The sequence below is a fragment of the Dielma fastidiosa genome (assembly GCF_003475485.1).
Lineage (GTDB): Bacteria > Bacillota_I > Bacilli_A > Erysipelotrichales > Erysipelotrichaceae > Dielma > Dielma fastidiosa.
In genome coordinates, this window is the sequence record NZ_QRQL01000003.1 from 280,505 (window position 1) to 305,212 (window position 24,708).

The following is a 24,708-nucleotide window of genomic DNA, read 5'->3' on the forward strand; positions in this document are numbered from 1 at the left end:
TTATAATAGAAAACATAAAGGGGGATTTTTTTATGGAAACAAATATTCAGGCGCTTGAAATCAGAAGACGTCAGCTCTCTTCACGGGTCAGCCGCTTCTTTGCGTTAACCGGCGTGCTGGCAGTGATTTTTCTAATGCTGTCAATGATTTGTTCCTCAATGCTGCTTTTAATACCTTTTGTGATTGTCTTGCTTATTGCTTTAGCCGTTTATTATGGAGCTATCAATCCAGAGATAAAACAATTTAAGCTGGATGCCAAGCAATTGCTGGTTCAGAATGTACTGGCGGAAAAATTTACCGATTTAACGTATTCACCTAATGGTTTATCTCAGTCACGCTTTGATGCGGCTGAACTGTATAATCATTATACGAATTATAAATCCAACGATTTGATCCGCGCGCGGTATCAGGGACGAGCGTTTATCTGCAGTGATGTTTATATCAATGAAGTGCGTTCGGCTGGTAAAACTACGGTTACCGTAGATATATTTAAGGGTCATTTCTTTATTCTTGATATCAGCCGTCAGATTCATTCACTGACTCAGGTGTATCCAAAAGTGCTGATCGGCAATGATAACCATTCCGGCGGCTTCTTTGATGATACGCCGCAAACAGAAAAGGTAAAGCTTGAAAGTGTTGAATTTAACCGGCAGTTTGTAGTTTATAGTGAGGATGGTCATGAGGCTTTTTATCTGCTGACACCAAAAGTGATGGAGATTCTGTTAGATTTGAAAAAAAGGCTTGATTTAAGTGTCAGTTTTTATGATAATAAGTTATATGTGGCGGTAGCTGATGAAAATGATCCATTTGAAATTAAGTTACATGATACTATTGATGAGTCACTGCTCAGAAAGCTGCATCGGGATTGCGCGGATTTATGCGAAATTCTGAATCTGATTAACCAGATTGAATGGAATACATAGGAGGCATTTTTATGGAATTAAGTATTGGGACGGTACTCCTGCTGATATTGGCAGTTATTATTACAATGTTGTATAACATGGTCATCCGAGCAAGACTGAAGATGGATGAGAGCGGATCAACAATTGATATTTTGTTGAATAAGCGCTTTGATCTGATTACGAATCTTGTAGAGGTGGTAAAGGGTTATACAAAATATGAGGAGGATGTATTAAGCAAGGTTGTTGAACTGCGAAATACATGTCATGTTAAACCAAATAAGAATAAGTATAATGAGGGACTGAATGAGGCGGAAACTAAGCTTTTGGCTGTTGTTGAGGGGTATCCGGATCTGAAGGCTGACGCGTTGTATCTCGAATTAATGAAACAGCTCAGCGATGTTGAGGAACAGCTGCAGGCTGCTCGCCGTTTCTATAATGCCAATGTGACGAATTACAACAATCGGGTAACGACGTTTCCAAGTGCGTTGGTGGCTAAGGCTATGAAGGCGAAGACGAGAAAATATTTTGCGGCTGAAGAAGATGTGAAGGCGAATGTTAAGGTTGAGCTGTAAAATTGAAGTATGAGAAATAAAAAAAGATTGTGAAGAGGTGTAAAGCAGACAGCTGTTTGATACACTTTATAACACAATCTTTTTTTTATGCATTTGTCTTTAAAGTCTAAATAATGGCTTAATAATAACAGATACTGCGATTTATACTGTCCTCAGCTTTAGTATTGAATAAATAATGTGTATGAATATAGGCCGATATCCTTTATTATTGTCAGAAAAGTGTGATAAAATGAATACAACCTTGGGAATGTATTATTGTGAATGAGCGGTAATTCAATCCAAAAAAGGAAAGGGAGGGAATCGGAGAGCCGGCAGGCGGCTTCTTCAAAATATATGCGAATAAAAAACCGTGATCTAATTTTAGAATTTTTGGGTAAGTGTTATGAAAATGAAAGCCGCGGCGCGACGACTTCTGACATATCTAAAACACTTCAGATGCAGCGGACCAATGTCAGCAAGCTGTTAAATGAATTGTGTGCGGAAGGTCTTGTTGAGAAAGACAGTACCAATTATCCGGTAATTTATCGAAGAACTAAAATGGGGAAATCGCGGGAGGCACAGATTTTTGAAACGCTGATCGGCTATGACGGCAGTTTAAAGCGTGCTGTGCATCTTGCTAAATCAGCAGTCCTATATCCTAAGAAAAGTCTGAATATGCTGCTGCTGGCGAAGCATGGCACAGGCAAAGATTTATTCATCAGAAAGATTTTTGAATTTGCGGTTGCTTCTGATGTCTGTGCTGAAGACGCGCCTTTTGTGAAAATGAACTGTCTTTATTATAAAGACAATGCAGAAGAGATGAATGCGAAATTTAATGAAGGATTGATCGCAAGTGAAAATGGTTTCTTTTTCATTGATAATTGCCATTTTCTTGATGCGGAATCTAAAACCCATCTTTCAACAATTCTTGATAACAGTTATGTGAAGAATCCAGATATTGATCATGCGCCGATTATTGTTTGTTCAATGCCGCCAATGATGAGCTCCGATGCATTCTTTGACAATATTACTTCAAAAATCTCAATCATTATTTCACTGCCTGAATTAAATGAGCGGGGCTTATATGAGCGTTTCAAGTTTATCGAAAAGTTTTTCTGCAATGAAGCTCATGAGAGCGGCTGTCAGATAAAGGTTAATTCTGAAGTGCTGATTGCTCTCTTACTGTATCCGTGTGATAACATTAAGCAGCTGTTTCACGACATACGGCAAGCGTGCGCCAGCGCCTATTCACGCGAATTAGAGGTTGAAAAGGAAGCCATTAATGTCTTAATTGTTGACTTCTCACATAATGTCCGTTCAGGTTTATTGAATTATAAGAATAAACGGATGGATGTGGATAATATCATTCGTGAAGAATCAGATTATGTGTTTAATTCTGATAAGCTGTCTATTTTAGATATTAGACCTAAAGAAAACGAGTCAATCTATGACTGGATTAACGCAAAGAAGCTGGAGCTGCATAAGCGCGGGTTTTCATCATCAGAGATTAATACGATTGTTAATGTCGGCATTGAGACTGAGTTTAATAAGTATCGTAAAAACCTCTTTAATAATACGATCAATAAGGAACAGCTTTCCCAGCTTGTAGATTCTAAAATCATTGAGTTGGTGGATGATTTGCTTGCGAAAGCGAGCAGCCTGCTGAACCGATATTATGCTGCTTCTATCCATTATGGTCTATGTCTTCACATTCAGGCACTGGTAGGGAAGCGAGTGGCTACGCATCCAATAAAAATTGAAAAAATGATGGAATTTATTGAACATAACAAGGAAGAGTATTCATTGGCAATGAGTCTTTGCGACCGCATTACAGCTGCTTATGATATTGAACTGCCAATTGATGAAATAGTGATTATCGCTATGTTTTTATGCACGCATAATGTTGGTGATGATCAAAGCCGCCATCCGTCGCTGTTAGTTGCGATGCATGGTGTCGGCGTTGCAAAAGCACTGGCGGAAACAGTAAAGATACTTAATGATATGACCATTTATTCCTATGATCTGTCGTTGAATAAGAAACCGCTGGATGCATATGAAGATATCAAACAAACAGTCTTAAATATACCGTATGAAAACGGGATTCTAATTGTTTATGACATGGGATCGCTGAAGGATATATTCAACATGGTTGCGATTGAAACAGGGATTCGCATCAAGCTGATTGAGCTGCCGGTAACACTGATGCTGATGGACTTTTGCCGCAAGCTCATGCTTTCAGAAAACGTGAATGATGCTTATGATGTACTTGTGAATCGCTTCAAATCATTAGATGCCAGTGCGGAGTATGAAACCATGAAAAAGTCCAAGGTGATTGTCAGCTTCTGCATGACCGGCGAGGGCGGCGCGGTACAGATCAAGCGTTATATTGAACAGCAGTTTAAGCTTGAGGGAATTGAAATCATTCCGGTGCAGCTTGCCGAACAAAGTCTCTTTCTTCAGGAGCTGAATACCATCAGTAAAGAGAAAGAGATTCTTTGCATTGTCGGAACCTTTAATCCTAATGTTTATGGTATCCCATTCATTCCTATTGAGGATATCTTCAACAGCGATAATCATGACCTCAGTCAGCTGCTTTACCAAGATAATCTGAATAAGCAGGATTTTCTAAGTAATTCTGAAACAATCTTTGAACATCTTGCTAAAGAATTAAAAAATGTTGATGCTCTTGAAGCTAAAGATAAGCTGATTCAATTCATATTTGATGTGGAAAAGGATATGGGAATCGTAGTGGAAATGAATGAGAAAATCGGTCTGCTTGTTCATCTTGCCTGTACGCTGGATCGTTTAAAGGCCGGCAATATCACGCCTAATAATTTAAATAAAGAGGAAGTCATCAGAAAAAATATGTACCTTTACAGAATTATCGTGAAGCATATGATTGAGTTAGAAAAGGCATTTTCAGTTAATGTCAGTGATGACGAAATCTGCAATATCATCTATATTTTAAAGAAAAGCCGCAGCTAGCGATATTGCTTAGGCTGGCGGATAATTAGGAAATTACGCTTTTTTGAATGATTTTATCGGTAATATTAAAAAAAAATAAAAAAATTTTAAAATTTTATTTGTATACATTTAATGAGGAAAAACACAGGCTTTTCTATACACGGTTTGAAGAATCAAATAACTGTATGAATTTATGACAAAAAGTGTATATGTAATTTATGGAAATAAGTTTTGATAAATATAAAAAAAGAGATACAAACTCGGTGAAGTTTGTATCTTTTCCTTTTATATAGCCGATTTGACAAAGGAATTTAGTGAATATACAATGGAGTCATCAATAGTTGTATCAAAAAAATACACAATTATGAAAGAGGAGGTGACATTATGAATAATAGTGAGATGGAAGCACTCATCATGCAGTTGATTATGAACAGCGGCAATGCTAAAAGCTTAGCCATGGAGGCTATCAAGTTTGCACGCAGCAATCAGTTAGGGGAAGCTGAAGCCAAAATCAGTGAAGCATCAGATGCGATCAATCTTGCCCATAACATCCAGACGCAGCTATTAACGCTGGAGGCAAGCGGTCAGGACTTTAAGTTCAGTCTGCTGCTGACTCACTCGCAGGATCACATGATGAACTCGATCACAACCATCGATTTAGCCAAGGAATTTGTCTATCTGTGGAAAAGCTTGAAAGGAGAAACTAACTGATTATGAAAAAAATTGTTTTATTGTGTGCCGGCGGAATGTCAACCAGTCTGATGGTTACGAAAATGAAGGATTACGCTGACTCAATTGGCTTTGAATGTGAAATAAATGCTTATGCGGTGAATACGGCGGCTAAAAATGCGAAGGATGCGGATATGATCTTGCTTGGGCCGCAGGTTCGTTTCAGTATGGATGAAATAAAAGTACAATGTCCAGGGGTTCCCGTAGAAGCGATGGATATGATGGATTATGGCATGATGAAGGGCGAAAAAGTCATGAAACATGTCCTAGAAGTGATTGGCAAGTAAATAGCTTAAATACCATTATCTATAAGGAGAAATAATATGCAAGATCTAATGAATAAGCTGACCACTATGCTTGAAAAGCATCTGGTACCCGTAATGAATAAAATGGCTAACAACAGATACTTCGGCGCTATTCGTGATTCACTGATCGCCACTATGGGACTGACAATTATCGGTTCTCTCTGTCTGTTAATCGCAACCTTTCCATTTCCGCAAAGCTATGTAGAATTTATAGCTACTAATCCTGAATTACAGTCAATTCTGATGATACCATTTAATTTATCTGTAAGTATCATTTCCGTTTATGTAGCTTTTGGCATCGGCTATTATCTGTCAGAGAGCTATAATTTGAATAAACTGGTTGGCGGTATTACCGCATTGTTCACTTTCCTGATCATGGCTGGCGGTATCAACAGTTCTTATCTAGGAGCTGAGGGGATGTTTACCGCAATTATCGCGGCAATCTTCAATGTGGAAGTAACGCGTTTCTGTGTCGCAAAAAATATCGCAATCAAGATGCCGAAAGCAGTTCCGGCCAATATTGCCGGCGGATTTACTGCATTGATTCCATGTACGCTTTCAACGCTGATGACAATCGTACTGATTTACTTCATCGGTTTTGATGTAAATTCCATTTTAGCCACTGTCTTAACACCGATTATCACATTGGCAGGCGATTCAATCTTTACTGCATTAATCTATGTTATTCTGGCAACCTTAATGTGGTTCGCAGGTCTGCATCCGCAAGTATTAGCTTCATTGCTTACACCGGCATGGACAATTATGTCAGTGGCCAATATGAATGCCTATGCGGCTGGCATGCCGGCAACTCATATCTTTGTGAAACCGTTCTTCTTCACCTTTGTCTTCATCGGCGGACAGTGCGGTACGCTGGCACTTAACTTCATTATGCTGAAATCTAAGAGTAAAACGCACCGAGATCTGGCTAAACTCGCATTACCGGCAGGGCTGTTCAATATTAATGAACCAATGCTGTTCGGTCTGCCAATCGTATTGAATCCAACTTTGATTATTCCGGCTTTGATCGGTCAGGTAACGACCGTACTTACAACGTGGCTGGCATTTGCTTCCGGTATTGTACCACCGATGGTAAATCCAGAAGCTGCGCTGTGGAATCTGCCGGCGCCCATTGCGGCTGCTATTTCAACCTTCAGCTGGCAGGCGGTTGTATTGCTCTTTGTGAATATGCTGATCCAAGGCTTATTATATATTCCATTCTACCGCATTGTTGAGAAAGATATGGTAGCTAAAGAAACTGCAGAAATAGAAACAAATTAAAGGAGGACATACAATGTCAAATCGAAAGCAATTTCCAAAAGATTTTATGTGGGGCGGCGCTACTGCTGCCAATCAATGGGAAGGTGCCTATAAGACTGGCGGCAAGGGCTTATGCGTCGCGGATATTAATGAATTTAAAGGCAATCTGCCCCCAGAAGAACGCTGTAATACAGAGCTGAGTACAATCGAAGTTGAAGAGTTGCTGAACAGCAGCGATAAATATTTCCCAAAACGCTACGGTATTGATTTTTACCATAATTATAAAGAAGATATCGCAATGCTGGCCGGCATGGGGATGAATACCTTAAGAACCTCTATCAACTGGGCCCGCATCTTCCCAAATGGTGATGATGAGACACCCAATGAAGAAGGCTTACAGTTTTATGAGCATGTGATTGATGAAATGCTTAAACATGGCATGGAACCGCTGATTACTATTTCACATTATGAAATACCTTTAAATATTTGTATGAAATATAATGGCTGGTACAGCCGTAAAACAATTGAGCTGTTTGTCAGATACTGCAAAACTTTATTTGAACGTTTCAGCGGTAAGGTAAAATATTGGATCTTAGTGAATCAAATCAACTTATTCGATGTGGAAAGCTTTAATCATCTCGGCATCCCCAGCGATCGTGTTGATAATCTGATGGAAGCCAAATATCAGGCGCTGCATCATGAATTAGTTGCCTGCGGACAAGCGATTGCCGCTGCTCGTGAAATTAATCCTGATTTTAAACTGGGAGTTATGCCATGCTATGGAAATGTATATTCTGAGCTGGGCAGTTCTGAAAATGAAATGGCAGCTTTGAAATATAATCAGCTTCAATTTTATTACACAGATGTGGAAACAAGAGGAAAAATACCTGGCTATATGTATCGTTTCTATGAAGAGAATAATTATCATATTGAAATTACTGAGCAGGATATTGAGGATCTGAAGCATACGGTTGATTTTGTAAGCTTTTCCTACTATGGTTCATCAACCTTGGATGAGCATGGTACCCGCACGCGTAATAAATTCTGCAAGGCAGTGAATGAATGGGGCTGGACTTCTGATCCGATTGGTTTGCGTTATGCGCTGAATGAATATTATGACCGTTATCAATTACCGATTATTATCGCAGAAAATGGCATGGGTTTCTATGAAAACATCAGTGATGATGGAAAGATTCATGATGATTACCGAATTGCTTGTCTGAAGGAATATATTGAACAGCTGAAGGAAGCTGTTTATGATGGCGTTGAAGTAATTGGCTATTATCCTTGGGGGCCTATTGATATTGTAAGCTGCTCTTCCTCAGAAATGGAAAAGCGCTATGGCTTTATCTATGTTGATTATGATAATCATCATAATGGCACTGGTAAACGCATGCCTAAGGACAGCTATGAGTGGTATAAACGGGTGATCGCTTCTAACGGCGAAGATTTAGGATAATGATTGGTCTGCTGCGAAAGCGGCAGACTTTCTTCTTAAGGAGGTTCAAGGATGCGCAAGTATTTTGGCAGCCGGCAATTTAATGGGCAGTTATTGAAGCTGGCAATGCCGATTATGATTCAGAACGTGATCAATTCAAGCCTGAATTTCATTGATAATTTAATGGTAGGACAGTTAGGCAGTGCGGTAATCGGCGGTATTGCGGCATCAAATCGTTTCTTTGCAATCATGAATTCAGGCACTGCCAGCATTACCGGTACGTGTGGGATTTTTATTTCACAGTTCTATGGTGCAAATAATGAGGAAAAGATAAAAGAAAGCTTTCGCATTGCGATTTGGATTTCTTTTCTGTTAATGATTCCCTTTCTGATTGGTGCCTGGGTTTTTCCTAATTTAATCATTTCTTTCTTTATTGATGATCCCCAGATTATAGATGTGGGTGTACGTTATATGCGGATCATGGGCTTCTCTTACATTCCGCTTTGTTATTCATCAGCTGTCGGCAGTGCAATGCGATCAATTGGCAAACCGAAGATGCCGATGACGATTTGTGGTATCAGCGTGACAATTAAGCTTCTTTTGAATTTTATCTTTATGTTCGGTGCTTTTGGAATGCCGGGGATGGGTGTAGAAGGAGCCGCTGCCGCGACAGTAATTACACGTTTTATTGAAGCAGGCTTATATGCGGCGGCAATGAAAATCAATGCGTTTGTGTTTGCGACGAAGCTGCGTGAAATGCATCAAATCACATGGCCGCTGCTGAAAAGAATTGTATATAAGGCAGTTCCCTTCTATCTGAATGATATGCTTTGGCAGGCCAGCAATTCAGTAATTTTAAAATGCTTCGGTACCCGCGGGGAAGTGAATTACAGCGCTTATGCGATTGCCTCGACAATCATGGATATTTTCCATACTTTTGATGGCGGAATAGGAAGTGCGGTGACCGTATTTATATCTCAGAAGCTCGGTAATGGAGATCTGCACCATGCTCAAAAGAGCGGTTATCAGGCAAAAGGGTTCAGCATGAGTGCCGCTGTGATATTATTCATCATGATGCTTTGCAGCTGTACAATCATACCAGTTGTTTACAGCGGTTCACCGGCGGAAGTAATTTCGGTAAGTCAGAAGCTGATTCTTCTGCAAAGCGCGGGCTTCCTGTTTTATGAATTAAGTATGATGAATTATTATATTTTTAAAGCTGGCGGAGATACCCGCTCTATCATCATCATGGACTGTGGATTGGTTTGGATCATTCATGTGCCATTATTGGTAGGTGTGGCCTATTATACCGGCTTAAATATTTATGCTTTGATGGGTGTCAATATTTTTGCGGAAATGGTTAAGTTTCTGGTAGCTACCGGCTTGTTTAAGCAGGAGCATTGGATAAAGAATCTAGCTAAATCATAATAAAGAGATAAAGAAAAAGTCATGTTTATATTCAAACATGACTCTTTGCTATTTTTGAATCCAGCGGCCAAAGATACCGCATGGCAGTACCGTATGGGAACGCGTAATCGGCAGCCCGATTTCACCGGCGGTAATGCTGCCCTCAGGGTGTTTCTTACCGATCGTGCTGACTAACAGATTATTTAATACCGTAGGCGGGAATCCGGTCGTATATGAATTAACGAGGAAGAACAATGGCTCATCATCCAGAATTTCCAAACATGCACTGATTAAAGGATACAGCTGTTCCTCAATCTTCCAGATTTCACCATTAGGCCCGCGGCCATAGCTAGGCGGATCCATGATGATTGCATGATATGTATGCCCGCGGCGCTTTTCACGTGCGACAAATTTTAATACATCATCAACAATGAAGCGGATCTTTTTATCCTCCAAATGCGAATAGGCCATGTTTTCCTTTGCCCATTGAACCATTCCCTTACTGGCATCAACGTGAACGACTTCCGCGGCACCGGCACTTGCGCAAGCCATAGTTGCACCGCCGGTATAAGCGAATAAATTCAAAACACGAATCTCACGGTCAGCTTCATGAATGGCTTTCATCATCCAATCCCAATTTGCTGCCTGTTCAGGAAATAAACCTGTATGTTTAAAACCCGTAGGACTTACTTTAAAGGTTAAATGCCGGTAATTGACGGTCCAAGTATCCTTTACCGGTTTTAAAAACTCCCAGCTGCCGCCGCCTGATGATGAGCGGTGATAATGCGCATGGGGATGTTTCCATAAGCTATCTTCATGATCGATCGGCCAAATGGTTTGAGGATCAGGACGTCTTAAAATGATGTCCTTCCAACGTTCTAATTTCTCACCATTGCCAGTATCAATACATTCATAATCTTTCCAATTTTCTGCGACTTGATTCATAGGTACACCTCATTTTGCTTAATCATTATAGCATAGATAAGAAAGGATTTACGACAATTTCACACATTGTTTTGATGATATGATTCAATTTTGACCCTGATTGGGTGTATAATAAAAAGTAAGAACAAAAGGAGGGGTCGTATGATAAATAAGAATTATGATCAGTGCTTTCATTGTGAGTGTACTGCCCGTGTCAAAGAAGTAGTTGAAGAAAAGGACTTTTATTGGCACTATTTGGATAATACAATTTTCTTTGTAGAGTCAGGCGGCATGCGCAGTGATATAGGAACGATCAACAATCTTCCGGTACTTGGATTGAAAGTTGAAAACAATAAAGTCTGGCATTTGCTGGATCAAAAGCTTGATGGAACAGTATTTTTATCAGTGAATCTGCATGAGCGTTTCCGCAAAGCGCAGGTACACACTGCCCAGCATTTGATTTCAGCGCTTATTGGGGGAATTTATGGGGCTAAGACAATCTCACATCATGTAGGTGATGATGAGAATGATGTAGAGTTTGAAATGACATCGTTTACGCAGCGGCAATGCAGTGAATTACAGATTCTGACCAACGGCTTGATCCGTGATGATCTGCCGGTAACGATCACTTATCCTAGCAAGGCTGAAGCGATGAAATTTGCTCCAAAGGATAAATGTGAGCATGATGAGATTCGTGTCGTTAAGATTGGCAATCTTGATTATAATCTCTGCGGCTGCATTCATGTGCCAAGTCTGAAATATATTCAGATGATTAAAATACTGGGCTTTGAGAAAACAACACGCGGTATCAAAATTAAATATCTGTGCGGTGATCAGTTTTTAGACGCGTTTGAAAAGCGCTATGATGTATTGGAAGAAATGTCTCATACATTAGCACTGCCGCATCTGTACGTGATGAGCGGTGTCAATAAGCTAATGAATGACAAAAAGAAACTGACTGAGCAGCTTGTGGAAATGAAGAATAATTATTATACTTATCTTGCGAAGGAAATAGCAACGACAAATAAGAAGAATACAGTAATTCATGAGTTTACAGACTTTGATGCTAAGGATTTGAGTCAGTTCACTTTAGCGTTTGTCAATAACTATGATCGAGTGGCAATTTTTATTACTCATACAGATTCTGAAAATATGCATATAACGATTGGTCATAGTCCGAATATCGCTTTTAATTCTCAGGTATTCTTTAAATTATTGGCAGAGAAGTTCGGCCTGCATGGCGGCGGCAACGCGGCTCTTGCGCAGGGCGGCGGGAAATATGATCCGCAAATTCTTGAATTTCTTAAAAATAGTCCGATATTCTAATAAATATGATATACTTAATGCGGTTTGGAGGTAAAGCATGAAAATGAAGATAAAAACATTGCTGAGCATGGGGGTTGCTTTAACCCTTGTATTAAGCGGATGTTCAAAACCGGAGGAAGAACCTGCTCCGATAGAAGATGTAGTTGAGACGCTGCGCGGCAATGATGCCTACGCGTCACCAGTTAATCCGACCAATGAACAGATTTTGGCATTTAATGCACTGACGGACGCGGTTGCCAGCGGCAATACAGAAGAGATTGCGAAAAATGTTGCGATCTGTTTCGCCTTTGATTTCTTCTCTATGAAGAATAAAACCGGTCAGGATGATGTCGGCGGCTTAACTTATCTGCCAGATGACCGCATTGAAGAATTTAAAACTTATGCTGTCTCACATTATTATCAAAATTATGCAACAATCGTAAATGATTATGGTCAGGAATCACTGCCATGCGTTAAGTCGGTGACGATTAATTCCACAACTTCTCAGCAGGTGCAGTACCTTGGCAATGCATATGATGGTTATGTGGTCAAGGCATCCATTGAATATCAGAAAACCAAGATGGATGAAACTACATTAAAGACTGAAATTACAGCCACAATGATTGTAGATAACGGCATCGTAGGATTAATTGCAGTAGAATAAAAGTTCAAAAAGCCTCATTTCAATGTGGGGCTTTTTTGCGGCTTATTGATAAATAAAACCCGCTGTTAGACAGCGGGTTTGGACTATGGTTCAAGCGTTGGATCGATTGGCTGTGTCGGATCGACAGGCAATGTCGGATCAATAACCGGTGCTTCAGGATCTTGATCCGGCGTTTCAGCCGGCGGTTCTGGAGTACCTGGTTCAGGATCGGTTGGATCGGAAGGTTCACCTGGATGATCCGGCATATTCGGATCTTCATTTGGTTTTTCACCTTCAGGATCATTTGGATCAATTTCACCCTCAGGATTTTCCTCATCTTCACTTGGTTCAGTTTCTGGATATTCCAAAGAATAGAATTGGTATATTTTAGTTGTAACATTATCTGTCCACAGCATATATGGACTTTCAAGCGGATATTCAACAGGATCACTTAAATCGTCAAGTCTGAATGCAAATTCATTTAGCTTCATGGTTTCAAACATCTGCAGGTATTTGCGATAAACTGTACGCACATCCTCACGATTCAAAATATAGACGCTCAGCGGCAGATCCGCTCCCATGCTGGCGGTCGGATACATATCAGAGTAACCATTTTCCATATGCAGTGTTTCAAATGTCCATGGCTGAATTTCCTCGGCTTCTGACTTGATGAGCCGTTTTACTAGATCCATAGGGATATTTGTTGATACATATTTAGGGCCAATCTCCAATAGGGTAGGAACCTTATTGATACCATCGGCTGATAATACTTTATTGATAATGCCTTTAATGATTTCCTGCTGAGCCATGGTTCGCTCAATATCACCATAAGATTTACGATGACGGGCATAAGCAAGTGCCTGTTTTCCGTTGAGCGTCTGTTCACCTTGATTAAGGCAAATCAGATCCTCAGGGGCAAAGCTGCGGTTTTCATCCTGTTCACAGAAAGTAACGGCCACATTCGCATTGATACCGCCCAGTGTGTCAACAATTTCAATAAGTGAAGTGAAGCTTACCTTGGCATAATAATCAATAGGGAAGCCAAATACTTTCTCCATGGTGGAAATCGTTGTATCAATACCGTAAATGCCCGTATGTGTCAGCTTGTCCGGGAAATTTGCGGCTGCAGTGTTTGGAACATAAGCATCACGCGGGATGGAGACCATTTCAATGTGATTGGTCAGCGGGTTTACCAGCAGCAGAAGGTTGACATCACTGCGTAAATTGATGGTTGGTTCACCTACTTCATCCATGCCGGAAATGTAAATTGTAAAGGGTTCTTTACTGATATCCTTGGTTGACTGTGAAGCGGTGTTGCTGTTCGCGCGATCAAAGGTTGCGATAATTTTAAATTTAGTATCAAAATCCTCAATTTGTTCATTCAGTGTTGATGCGTAAGAAGAAGTAAAAATCATCGCTTCTACTTTACCGCTCAGCACATCTTGAGCCAAAGTCAGATAATTAGTGTAGGATTCATATGTTGGATTGACAAGTGTTGTATCACTCAGCAGCTGATCGATTACATAATTCGCATTGTCAGCGTCATTACCCTCTTGATAGCCGATTTTGGCATTGCTTAAATCAGCTAAGGCATTAACGGATGAATCAGCGGGTACCATCACAGTGATTCGATTTGTCATAACCGTAGGACTATTGTCAATGCTGGCCATCGCGCTGTTGACCTTCCACATGAAGAAAGCCCCAAAGCATAAGAAGATGCTGAGCACGACACTGCACGCTCGTTTAGTAATCTTGATCCAGCCCTTATATTCAAGGATATCTATAATAATAAGGATAAAGGCTAAAATCAGTAAAGCGGCTATGATTAATACAAGAAATTTAGTAGGTATCATGTTTAAATGGAAGCATTCAAACATAAAAATCAGCATACAAATTATATAAAAGACATCTAGTCCGATATCTAAAGCATTTCTTTTCAGCTTTTCTATTAATTGTGAATCGATATGCATTCAATCACCTCGTTTATTTATTATACATTAAAAGTTCCTATTTGAAAGGATTTCAGATAATTTTCCATAATTTTATTGAGTTTTCAGTAACAAAGTATCCAAGACAAAATGAAGAGTGTCTTAAAAAGTATACTTTTTGAGACACTCAATTTTAATTAATTATAAGCTGAATATCTATGTTTGTAAATGAAATTTGCGCTAAAATTAATGAATTTACTCATGATTTCTAGTGTCTTAAAAAGTATACATTATGAGACAAATGTTAAATTAAGGGGGATAAAAAATGAAACTTAAAAATAAAATATGCTCAATTATGTCTATTTCAATGGCATTTACAGTCTTTAATACAACATTAAATGTTAAAGCGGCAGAAGCTCAATGGGTTAAGAAAGACGGTCAATGGTCATACATTAAAGAAAATGGTGAACCGGCGACGGGCTGGCTGAAAGATGGAAATTGCTGGTATGCATTTAATAGTGAAGGCGTAATGCGTACAGGCTGGGTTGCATCGAATGAACACTGGTATTATATGGGTGAATCAGGTGTTATGCAGTCAGGAACGTGGATTGAAAGTCAAGGCAGTATGTACTATGTAAAAGGTACAGGGCAAATGGCTAAAGATTATATCAAAGATGATTATGAATTAAATGATTACGGACAGGCAATTCCTTTAGCTGATTCTAATTCAGTCATTGCCGATGATATTGAAGCTTTAAAGGGTAGCGTTATTGAAGGCAATCTATACATTGATGTTACCAACAAGAAAAATATTGAACTGAGCGATGTAACAGTAAAAGGCAAGCTAGTGATTATTGGTGACAACGCTTCATCAGCAAATATTAATATTAAAAACTCAGTAATTGAAACGATTAGTAATCAAAACAGGAATACTGAAATCGTTCTATTTAAAGATGCGGATATTAAAAATGTGATATTAGAGGAAGCAGGTAATATTACAGCTGATAAGAGCTTTAAAAAGACGATAAGAAATATTGAAATTCAATCAACAGTCAAAGATACAATCGTAATTAACGCGCCAGCATTGAATGTTGTCACTAGATCCTATGCGAATATAGAAGTTCAATCACCGGTTGAAATGCTTATAATGAATGCAACTACGGATGTGAAAGTAGCGGCTGATGTTAAAAATATAGTAATCACTGGCTCTGCGGCGCATAGTCAAGTAGAAATCGCAAGTGGGAAAACTGTCGAGACTATTATTGCTGATGCAATAATATCAATTGACGGCAAGGGGACTGTTAATAAACTTGAAGCAAATGCAAACGGAATTAAATCATCTTCAAGCATTAATATAAATGAAGTTGAAAAGAATAAAGAGGTTACTGATGTTCCGGAAGCTAATAAACCAAGCGCTGGCGGCTCATCAGGCGGCGGTGCGTCAGGAGGCTCTTCAGGAGGCTCATCAGGCGGCAGTGGCAGTGATACTGATCCCGATGCTGAGAAAGTTGAAATTATTTTTGATACTGATTCGGCAGAAACTGAACTGGAGAGTATAATTGCGACAGTGGGAACTACTATAAATTTACCAACCAATTTAGTAAAAACGGGCTATGTTTTTGATGGTTGGTATATGGATGTTGGAAAAACGCGTACATTCCCAAATAATCAAATGACAGTACGTTCATCTTCAAAACACAGTAGAACTATTACAGCAAAATGGGTCAGAGTTTTTGATACTAACACACCATTAGATAAAATGATGAATGATATTAAAGATGGTGATATTATTAAACTTTCAGCTGGTTCTTATGGTTTATCTGAAAGTTTGGATACATTAATAATAGACAAATCAGTTACATTTGAGGGAAACGAGAATGAAAATATCATTATAAATGCTAAAATTAATATATTAGGAAATGAAATTGAATCTAAAGTAAAATTTATTAATACCTTAATTAGATCCAACTTATATAACCAAAATGTGATAGATATGTTTGGTATATCATCATTACATATGAAAAATTCTATTTTAGAAGTTACTGCTGGAGATATTGAAAAAGATGGAATAATATTTCCTGTTTCAGGCATTAAAGCAAATAATGATCGAGAATATATGAGTTTGGAAGATGTGGTAATCAGGCTTAATAAATCTTCTGAAGAAAACAAAACCGCAATTGCAATATTTGGCGGTGATTATACTGGTGTGAATAAACATATAGGTATAGGTTTGTTTTTACATAATATTTCAATTGAAGATGAAGATTTATGTGCTGCAGATGGAATTATAAGAATGATGGGAATCAAATCTACGGATATAGAAATAGTAGAATCAAATCTAATAAATGAAAAACCTTTTACACACACATTATGGTTTAAAGATATCGAAAATGGATATATACACGTAGAAGAATCCACTATTAAGGGAAACAGCCCTGTATATCTGCAATCAATATATGGTGAGGATGGTAATGTAAGTATATCTGGAACACAACTAATTAATTCTTCATATAATGAGCTAAGCGAATTAGAGAGTATTCGTTCTGCTTTAACTGTTGTAAACTGTGATTTTTATGTTAATATGGGAGGTGGTTCATTAATTAATGATTTTGAATATACCAAACCAATTACTTTAACAAATGCCTATTTCAATAAAGAATATTCTAGTATAGAAAATGATGGATATGGTATATCATTATCCAAGGTTAAAATGACAGGATATGATGATATTCCATTGATCTATTTTGAAAAAAAGCAACACAACAGAGACGATTATGAAGAATATGAAATTATTAATGGCTACCGTGTTGATGGGGTAAGCATTTCACAAATGCTAGATGATAATATTTTAATTGAATATGCAGGATCTGTGAATCAACATAAAAAATTCAAAGTGACAAATAAAGTTAACTTTGAAAGTATAATAGAAGATATATCTTATTCATGGTATGGAAGTAACAGTCTGGATGGTTCATATACCTACATTAGTGACGGCGAAACATGTATTATCAATATTGATACTGTTAAATTGAGATGCAGAGTAAATTTTAAAACCACAATAAATGATAAGAAATATCAATTTATTGTGGATATTCAAGTACCATTATCTTAAATATAAAATATAAGCTATAAAAAAAAGGAAGCTTTGTCGCTATTGAATATTCAATAACTTCAAATCTTCCTTTTATATGCTTATCACTATTCTGCGAATGCCAATGAATGACTATTCATAATTCTCAGCCCAAACTAAATTTGGATTTGACGGCATCTGCTTCACATAACGATTCAAATCATTCAAATCAAACTTTAAGTCATTAAGCTCCACCGGATCATGCATTGCCTGATAGCGCTCATACACCTTTACGACATCACTATAACTGAGAATCATCACATCCTGATACAGATCAGGAACACTTGCCGTTGGCATCAGCTGGGAGATGCCGTTTGTCAGTCCGATTGAATCAAATGTCCAGTCACCAATATTATTCATCTCCGCGGATACAAAGTTGGTAATAGCTGAATAAGGCATATTCGTTACCATATACTGCGGAATAATGCTCAGCACATCAGGGATGCGGCTGAAGCCAACCGGTGTCATCATTCGCTTAACAATAGCCTTAATGATATCCTGCTGTACTTGATTGCGGGTCAGCTCATTCGCATAGCTGGCACGATGTCTTGCCAGTGCCAAAGCCGCTGGCCCATAGATGAAACGCTCTCCCTCTTCAAGACAAATCTGATCATCCCATAAATAAGAACGCTCAGCATTTTGTTCACAGAAGGTAACCGGCACATTCACCGTAATACCGTCCACAGTATTAACAATTTCTATCAGTGATGAGAAGCTCACCTTCACATAATAATCAATCGGGAAACCAAACAACTCCTCGGCGGCTGCTATCGTGGTATCAATACTGTAAAGTCCGGTATGTGTCAGTTTATCCAGCTGATCATTTTTAGCAGGATTCGGCACATAGGCATCACGCGGTATTGAAATCATCGTAACATGATTCGCCACCGGGTCAACAAGCATCAGGATATTTACATCACTGCGCAGCTGCTGATGCGGATCGCCTAATTCATCCATGCCGGAGAGATAGACCGCAAATGGTTCATCAGGCAGCTTTGCATTAACTTCTGCCGGTGTCAGCTCAATCTCTCTAGTAAATGTTTCGATTACCTTATAAGAACCAGCAAACCCTTCAACTGAATCAGCCATCATTTTTATGTATGCGTCATTAATTAAGATTGCGTCATCATAGCCCAGCAGGAAATCATTAATCATCACCGAGTAATCAACATACTCATACTTGCCGTATTCAATGCGCTGATCAATCTTGCCAAGCGCAAATTCAGTTAAATCTTTATCCGTCCCTGTCTGCAGACCAATAGTCTTGCCATTGAAATCTTCAATTGAATTACCTTCGTTATCAGCCAATGTCAGCAGTGATATTTTGTCAATGCGCGTCTGTGTCTCATTCGTTATAGTTTTAAGCGTATTGGTCAGCGTTCCGGCATAATGATTGCCAACCAGCATGACAGCTATCAGCAGAACCTGAACTACTCTTTTTACCGTGGTAACACTGCGTCCAAGCTTCATAATCATTAATACAGTAAACATTGCCAATAAGACGAGTAAGAGGGCAATAATTAATACCAGCCATTTAAAATTCAGCATATTCAAATTAATCAGTGTATAAATAAATAAAATCATAACACTGACTTGGATCAGTAATAGAATCAGATCAGGAATCCTTGTCCTTTTCCTTCTTGGTCTTTTTTCCGCCTTCATAAAAACCTCCAATTATTTCATGTATCATTATACCCTAAGCAAATAAAGATTAACAGCAGTTTCAGAAAATTGAAAGAAACATTAAACTGCCATTATATATGTGAGATATTTAAAATATATAGAAAAGGAATCTTTTCTATGTAATTCACTAAAAAAGTAGACAGGTTTTTTGGTATAATGATACGCAGAGGTGATCGCATGTCTTATTTAGATAGTTTAAATCCGAGTCAATATGACGCGGTAACATACACAGATGGCCATATCCGGATCATTGCCGGTGCGGGTTCAGGAAAAACCAGAGTTATAACTACACGTATCGCTTATTTAATTGAATCGTTAGGGATTGCGCCTTATCGTATTTTAGCGATAACGTTTACGAATAAAGCGGCTAATGAAATGAAAGAGCGTGTTTATTCCATCCTTGGTGATGATGCGTCAGGGATGTTTGTTTCAACGATACACTCCTTTTGTGTTCGTTTATTGAGAGAAGATATACATAAAATGGGCGATGGATATCCGCGCAATTTCACAATCGTAGACAGCGATGATCAGAAAAGTATTCTTAAGGAAGCTTACAAGATGTACGGCATTGAGGTAAAGAGCTACAGCTATGCGAATGTACTCTCTTATATTTCTGCCTGCAAGGGTGAAGAAATTTCCCCGGAGGCAGCTATGAGCATTGCCAATGAGTTTACGAGTGAGAAAATCAAAGCTCAGGTTTATGATTATTATGAAAAGCGTCTGGAGCATATGAAGGCGCTTGACTTTGATGATTTATTGCTGTTTACCAATCGGCTTTTAAAGAAGGATCAAGAGGTACGGGTTAAGTGGCAGCGCCGTTTTGATTATATTCATGTCGATGAGTTTCAGGATGTTGATAAGATTCAGTACAGCATTATCCGCTATCTGGTATCGGATACATGCAATCTTTGTGTGGTTGGAGATCCTGATCAGACGATTTACACATGGCGCGGGGCGGATGTAAATATCATCATGAATTTTGAGAAAGATTTTGCGCCTGTTCATACCGTGATGCTGAATGAGAATTACCGCTCATGCCCGTCGATTCTTAAGGGTGCCAACAGCGTAATTAAAAATAATAAGAATCGTATTGATAAGGATTTGTATACATCAAGGCAGGAGGATAATAAAATTATTCATTATTCTGCTTTTGAAGAAGCGCTTGAACCAGCCTGGGTCTGCCAGCAGATCAATAAGTGCATTCAAAGCGGCGCGGCTTATCGTGACATCGCGGTGCTTTACCGCAGCAATTATCTGTCGCGTTCTTTAGAAAAACAGCTGCTTGAAGCAAGGATTCCTTACCGTATCTATGGCGGTGTACGATTCTATGACCGTGCGGAAATCAAGGATGCACTCTCTTATTTAAGAATGCTGATACATGATAACGCGGCCATTGACCTGGCATTAAAACGTATTATCAATGTGCCTAAGCGCAGTATCGGCAATAAGACGGTAGAGACGATTGAAGATTATTCACGCAGTGAGAATATGAATATGTATGAAGTGATTAAAAATCATGATGTAGCCCGCGGCAAAGCGCAGACGGCGCTGAATGATTTTATTAAGCTGATAGAGAAATATCGCAATTTAGTAAATTCAATGTCTATTTCGATGCTGCTTGAGGGTTTAATGGATGAATGCGGCTATATGCAGATGCTTGAGGATGATAAGGAAACTGAGCGAATTGAGAACGTTAAGGAATTAATTAATGATATCGAGGATTTTGAAACCGCCAATCCTGATGGTACGCTGGATGAATATCTCCAGCAGATTGCTTTGTATACCGATAAGGAACAGGAAAATAACGGTCAGTTTGTGCAGCTGATGACAATTCATGCGGCCAAGGGTCTGGAATTTGATATTGTGTTTGTTTACAGTATGTGTGATGGTATTTTCCCAAGTGAGAAAGCTATCAGTGAAGGCGGAAGAACGGCGCTTGAGGAAGAACGGCGCTTGGCTTATGTGGCTTTTACCAGAGCGCGTAAGCAGCTGTTTATATCTGATGCGCAGGGGTATAGTTATGTTATGGACCGCATTAAACTGCCATCGCGTTTTATCAAAGAGATTGATCCGGATACGATTGAACATTTTGGTGTGCAGGATGCGACTCAGCATACAGCTTCCCGGCAGGAAGAGCTGCCTTCCGGTCAAGCTGCCAAAGCGCTCACCTATGTGGATGAAGAAGGTCATGCGCCGGTAAAAACATCGGGCCGCATCCGTAAAGGTGATTTAGTGGTACATACTAGTTTTGGGGAGGGTGTCGTGCTTGATACATCCCAGGGTGTCTGGAAAATTGCTTTCAATAATAAATTCGGCATCCGCAAGATCATGGCGAATCATCCTTCAATCACTAAAAAATAAAGAGAGGTATCGGTATGAGCATAGAGAGAATTAATGAATTGCGGGATATTTTACGCAGACTGTCCCGTGAATATTATGAACTGGATGCGCCTAGTGTCAGTGATCAGGAATATGATCGTTATATGCAGGAGCTGATTGAATTAGAAAATCAGTATCCAGAGGCATATGATTCTGAATCACCGACTCAAAAGGTTGGCGGCAAGGTATTGGAAGGCTTTAATAAGGTAGCTCATAAAGAAGTGATGCTTTCTTTAGGCAATGCTTATAATTTTGAGGATCTGCAGGCTTTTGATGAGCGGGTGCGCAATGAAGTCGGCAATGTGGAATATGTTGTGGAATGCAAGATCGATGGTTTGGCGATGAGCTTGATTTATGATGAAGGTAAGCTGCAGATGGCGGTTACCCGCGGTGATGGTACAGTGGGTGAAGATGTGACAAATAATGTGTTAACGATTCGATCAATTCCAAGAACTATTGAGTTTAAAGGGCCGATGGAGCTGCGCGGTGAGGTGTATATGCCCAAGGCCAGCTTTGAGCATCTGAATGCGATTCGCCGTGAACGCGGTGAGGATGAATTTGCGAATCCGCGTAATGCGGCTGCCGGCTCAATCCGTCAGCTTGATTCCAGAATCGCGGCCAGCCGTAAGCTTGACGCTTTCTGGTATACTTATGTCAATGCGGAAAATGATGGCATGACGACGCATGAACAATGCTTAGAGCGCTTTGCGCAATTGGGCTTTCACTGCAATGAGGAACGCCGCGTGTGTAAAACAATTCAGGATGCCTGGGACTATATTCAGGAAATGACAGAAAAGCGCAATGATCTGGCTTTTGATATTGACGGCATGGTGCTGAAGGTAAATTCACTCGCTGATCAGCGCCGTTTGGGGGCTACCATTAAAACACCTAAATGGGCGATTGCTTATAAATTCCCGGCTGAAGAAGTTATTACAAAGCTGCATGATATTATGATTACCGTAGGCCGTACCGGTAAAATCACCCCTAATGCGGTACTGGAACCGGTAAGAGTTGCGGGTACCAGTGTGTCAGCGGCAACGTTGCATAATGAAGATATGATTAACGCCAAGGATGTGCGGGTAAATGATTTTGTGGTAATCCGCAAGGCCGGCGACATTATTCCAGAGGTGGTCAGAGCGCTGCCTGAACGCCGTGAGGCTGATTCAAAGCCTTATGTATTCCCAACGGTTTGTCCAATCTGCGGTTCTAAATTAGTCCGTTTTGAAGATGAAGCGAATCATTACTGCATCAATCAGGACTGTCCGGCCAGAGTTGTGGAAAGCATCATTCACTTCGCTTCCCGTGATGCGATGGATATTGATACGCTGGGTGATAAAAAGGTTGAATTTCTACATAACCATGGCTGGCTGAATACGGTTGAAGATATTTATAAGCTGAAAAATCACCGTGAGGATCTTCTGCAATGTGAAGGCTATAAAGAAAAATCAGTAGATAAGCTGTTAAATGCGATTGAAGACAGTAAACAGAATCCTTTGGAGGATTTGATCTTTGGTTTAGGAATCCGTCAGGTCGGTAAAAAGGCGGCGAAAATTTTAGCGCAGCAATTTCAGACGATGGATAAGCTAATGCTCGCGGAAAAAGAAACGCTGACTAAGATTCATGATATCGGTGAAATTACCGCTGATGCGATACTGGCTTTCTTTGCGGAAGAAAAGAATCAGCAGCTGATTGAAGCATTAAAGCATGAAGGGCTTCGTATGGACAGTGATCAAATTGAAAAAGTGGAGAGCTATTTCACGAATAAAACGGTTGTCCTGACAGGTTCCTTAGAACGAATGACAAGAGATGAAGCGAAAGACCTGCTTGAAAAATACGGCGCCAATGTTTCCGGCAGCGTTTCCAAAAAAACCGATCTGGTTATTTATGGCGAAAACGCTGGCAGTAAGCTGCAAAAAGCATTACAATTAAACATAGAAACAATGGATGAAGTCTCATTTATAAGCGAGGTGAACCGCTATGAAACTACATAAAACGGCAGTGCTGCTGCTTTGTGCCGCGCTTTTTGGCAGTGCATGTACGAAGCAGGAGATCGACGATCAGGATCAAATCACTGAGATTAAACCGGTAATCAGCGGTGAATATGGTTATGTTTTGGATTATGAAGCCAGTGACACAAGAATTGTGCATAACAGCTATCGCTCCTCAAAATATGATCCGCTGTCGATGGGCTATCTTGCCCAGCAGCTGGCCAAGAAATATTTTGATCCGGGTGAGTATTTGGTGAAGGAGGGTCAGATTGTCAGTGCTTTAGAGCTTGAACGCTATGAAACTGACGGCTCGGCACGCGGACTTTTGAAGTTTAAATCAACCGAAAACACCGAAGGCTTGAATCCGGAAAAAGGAATTGCTATTTCAAATGGATTCGGTACCAATATGTATAATCCGATTCTGATTTCAGATCTGTATGAAATTGATTTTATGAAGCAGGAAAACGGTCAGTATGATTATGCCGGTTTTACCTTTGTGATTGTATTAAACAGTTATGTGTCTTATCGTGAGGCAGAATTGAATGATGACGGCAGTGTGAAAACAGATGAGAATGGTGAGACGCTTTTAAAAGGCGGCAGTCAGACCACTCAGGTATCGAAGGAACAGCTTTATACATACGGCAGTGTAGAGGCGGGGCAGCGTTTGGTTAATTATCTGCGCAACAATCACCCGGAAGTCGGCAGTCTGCCGATTCATGTAGTGCTCTATATGGCACCGGCGGCTGATTCAAAAACGCCGGGAGTGGTAATCGGAGAGTCTTATGTGACTGACCGTTCATCATCCTATACGCCGATCAATCAGGAATGGATTTACTTTCCAAGTGATGATGCCAACGCGATCAACGGGGTAATTGCTTCTCAGTTTAATCAGATGAAGCAGTCATTGTTTCAGCATTTCCCAACAGATGTCGGCTTGTTTGGCATGGGGCTGTTTGAGGACAGCGCGTTAAGCAAGCTTGAATTAAGTGTGAATATGCAGGCTAAAACTTACGTTGAAACGCAAAGTCTGATTCAATATGTGGTACAATTATGTTCGTTATTTACCGATACGAATTATTCTATTCAGGTGGATATCAAATCGGATGATGAAACAGTTGCTCTTTTATCGAGGCAGAAGGGGAGCAGCAATATCGATATTATGCTGAATTAACAGG

The 24,708-nt window shown here is 39.7% G+C and carries 17 protein-coding genes; 14 read left to right on the forward strand and 3 right to left on the reverse strand.

All coding sequences use genetic code 11. From position 1 onward, the window contains the following. Positions 1-32 precede the first annotated feature (32 nt). The 8 genes from DWZ33_RS09345 (at position 33) to DWZ33_RS09380 (ending at position 9,574) form a co-directional block, all read left to right on the forward strand. Positions 33-923 (forward strand): DUF3137 domain-containing protein, encoded by an 891-nt coding sequence (locus tag DWZ33_RS09345; protein WP_118454619.1) that lies wholly within the window; start codon positions 33-35, stop codon positions 921-923. Between the two features lie 11 nt (positions 924-934). After that, the gene (locus DWZ33_RS09350; RefSeq protein WP_022937937.1) at positions 935-1,474 is read left to right on the forward strand and encodes a LemA family protein; all 540 of its coding nucleotides are present in this window, start codon (positions 935-937) and stop codon (positions 1,472-1,474) included. Positions 1,475-1,807: 333 nt separating this feature from the next. Beyond that, positions 1,808-4,438, forward strand: coding sequence for a PRD domain-containing protein (locus tag DWZ33_RS09355; protein WP_182425614.1), 2,631 nt, complete (start codon positions 1,808-1,810; stop codon positions 4,436-4,438). Between the two features lie 363 nt (positions 4,439-4,801). After that, positions 4,802-5,128 carry a PTS sugar transporter subunit IIA gene (locus DWZ33_RS09360; RefSeq protein ID WP_118454621.1) on the forward strand — a complete coding sequence of 109 codons (327 nt, stop codon included), beginning with the start codon at positions 4,802-4,804 and terminating at the stop codon, positions 5,126-5,128. Between the two features lie 2 nt (positions 5,129-5,130). Next, positions 5,131-5,433 (forward strand): PTS sugar transporter subunit IIB, encoded by a 303-nt coding sequence (locus tag DWZ33_RS09365; RefSeq protein WP_118454622.1) that lies wholly within the window; start codon positions 5,131-5,133, stop codon positions 5,431-5,433. A 36-nt stretch (positions 5,434-5,469) separates the two neighbouring features. Continuing rightward, a complete protein-coding gene (locus DWZ33_RS09370; RefSeq protein ID WP_118454623.1) occupies positions 5,470-6,729 on the forward strand; it encodes a PTS sugar transporter subunit IIC in 1,260 nt (419 codons plus the stop codon). A gap of 13 nt (positions 6,730-6,742) precedes the next feature. Next, on the forward strand, positions 6,743-8,167 hold the full coding sequence (locus DWZ33_RS09375; RefSeq protein WP_118454624.1) for a glycoside hydrolase family 1 protein: 1,425 nt from the start codon (positions 6,743-6,745) through the stop codon (positions 8,165-8,167). 51 nt (positions 8,168-8,218) lie between these two features. Continuing rightward, a complete protein-coding gene (locus DWZ33_RS09380; RefSeq protein ID WP_118454625.1) occupies positions 8,219-9,574 on the forward strand; it encodes an MATE family efflux transporter in 1,356 nt (451 codons plus the stop codon). Between the two features lie 48 nt (positions 9,575-9,622). On the opposite strand, the gene DWZ33_RS09385 is transcribed toward DWZ33_RS09380, so the two are convergent. Next, on the reverse strand, positions 9,623-10,498 hold the full coding sequence (locus tag DWZ33_RS09385) for a class I SAM-dependent methyltransferase (RefSeq protein ID WP_022937928.1): 876 nt from the start codon (positions 10,496-10,498) through the stop codon (positions 9,623-9,625). Positions 10,499-10,639: 141 nt separating this feature from the next. Between DWZ33_RS09385 and DWZ33_RS09390 the strand changes: the two genes are divergently transcribed. Both DWZ33_RS09390 and DWZ33_RS09395 read left to right on the forward strand, forming a co-directional pair. Next, complete coding sequence (locus DWZ33_RS09390; protein ID WP_022937927.1) at positions 10,640-11,803, forward strand: alanyl-tRNA editing protein; 1,164 nt, start codon at positions 10,640-10,642, stop codon at positions 11,801-11,803. Positions 11,804-11,840: 37 nt separating this feature from the next. Next, the gene (locus tag DWZ33_RS09395; RefSeq protein WP_022937926.1) at positions 11,841-12,446 is read left to right on the forward strand and encodes a hypothetical protein; all 606 of its coding nucleotides are present in this window, start codon (positions 11,841-11,843) and stop codon (positions 12,444-12,446) included. Between the two features lie 83 nt (positions 12,447-12,529). Here DWZ33_RS09395 and DWZ33_RS09400 read toward each other — a convergent pair whose 3' ends face one another. Further along, the gene (locus DWZ33_RS09400; RefSeq protein WP_118454626.1) at positions 12,530-14,395 is read right to left on the reverse strand and encodes an LCP family protein; all 1,866 of its coding nucleotides are present in this window, start codon (positions 14,393-14,395) and stop codon (positions 12,530-12,532) included. Between the two features lie 283 nt (positions 14,396-14,678). On the opposite strand from DWZ33_RS09400, the gene DWZ33_RS09405 reads away from it, so the two are divergent. Further along, positions 14,679-17,465: an InlB B-repeat-containing protein gene (locus DWZ33_RS09405; protein ID WP_118454627.1), complete on the forward strand. Its 2,787-nt coding sequence runs from the start codon at positions 14,679-14,681 to the stop codon at positions 17,463-17,465. Positions 17,466-17,576: 111 nt separating this feature from the next. On the opposite strand, the gene DWZ33_RS09410 is transcribed toward DWZ33_RS09405, so the two are convergent. Then, positions 17,577-19,145, reverse strand: coding sequence for an LCP family protein (locus DWZ33_RS09410; RefSeq protein ID WP_118454628.1), 1,569 nt, complete (start codon positions 19,143-19,145; stop codon positions 17,577-17,579). A gap of 198 nt (positions 19,146-19,343) precedes the next feature. Between DWZ33_RS09410 and DWZ33_RS09415 the strand changes: the two genes are divergently transcribed. The 3 genes from DWZ33_RS09415 to DWZ33_RS09425 are packed head-to-tail and all read left to right on the forward strand — an operon-like array spanning position 19,344 to position 24,704. Next, positions 19,344-21,527, forward strand: coding sequence for an ATP-dependent helicase (locus DWZ33_RS09415; RefSeq protein WP_118454629.1), 2,184 nt, complete (start codon positions 19,344-19,346; stop codon positions 21,525-21,527). 14 nt (positions 21,528-21,541) lie between these two features. Next, entirely contained in the window at positions 21,542-23,536 is a 1,995-nt protein-coding gene (gene ligA, locus DWZ33_RS09420; protein ID WP_118454630.1) for an NAD-dependent DNA ligase LigA, read from the forward strand. Continuing rightward, positions 23,523-24,704 carry a CamS family sex pheromone protein gene (locus DWZ33_RS09425; protein WP_022937920.1) on the forward strand — a complete coding sequence of 394 codons (1,182 nt, stop codon included), beginning with the start codon at positions 23,523-23,525 and terminating at the stop codon, positions 24,702-24,704. The genes ligA and DWZ33_RS09425 overlap by 14 nt, the downstream gene beginning before the upstream one ends. Positions 24,705-24,708: the final 4 nt, after the last annotated feature.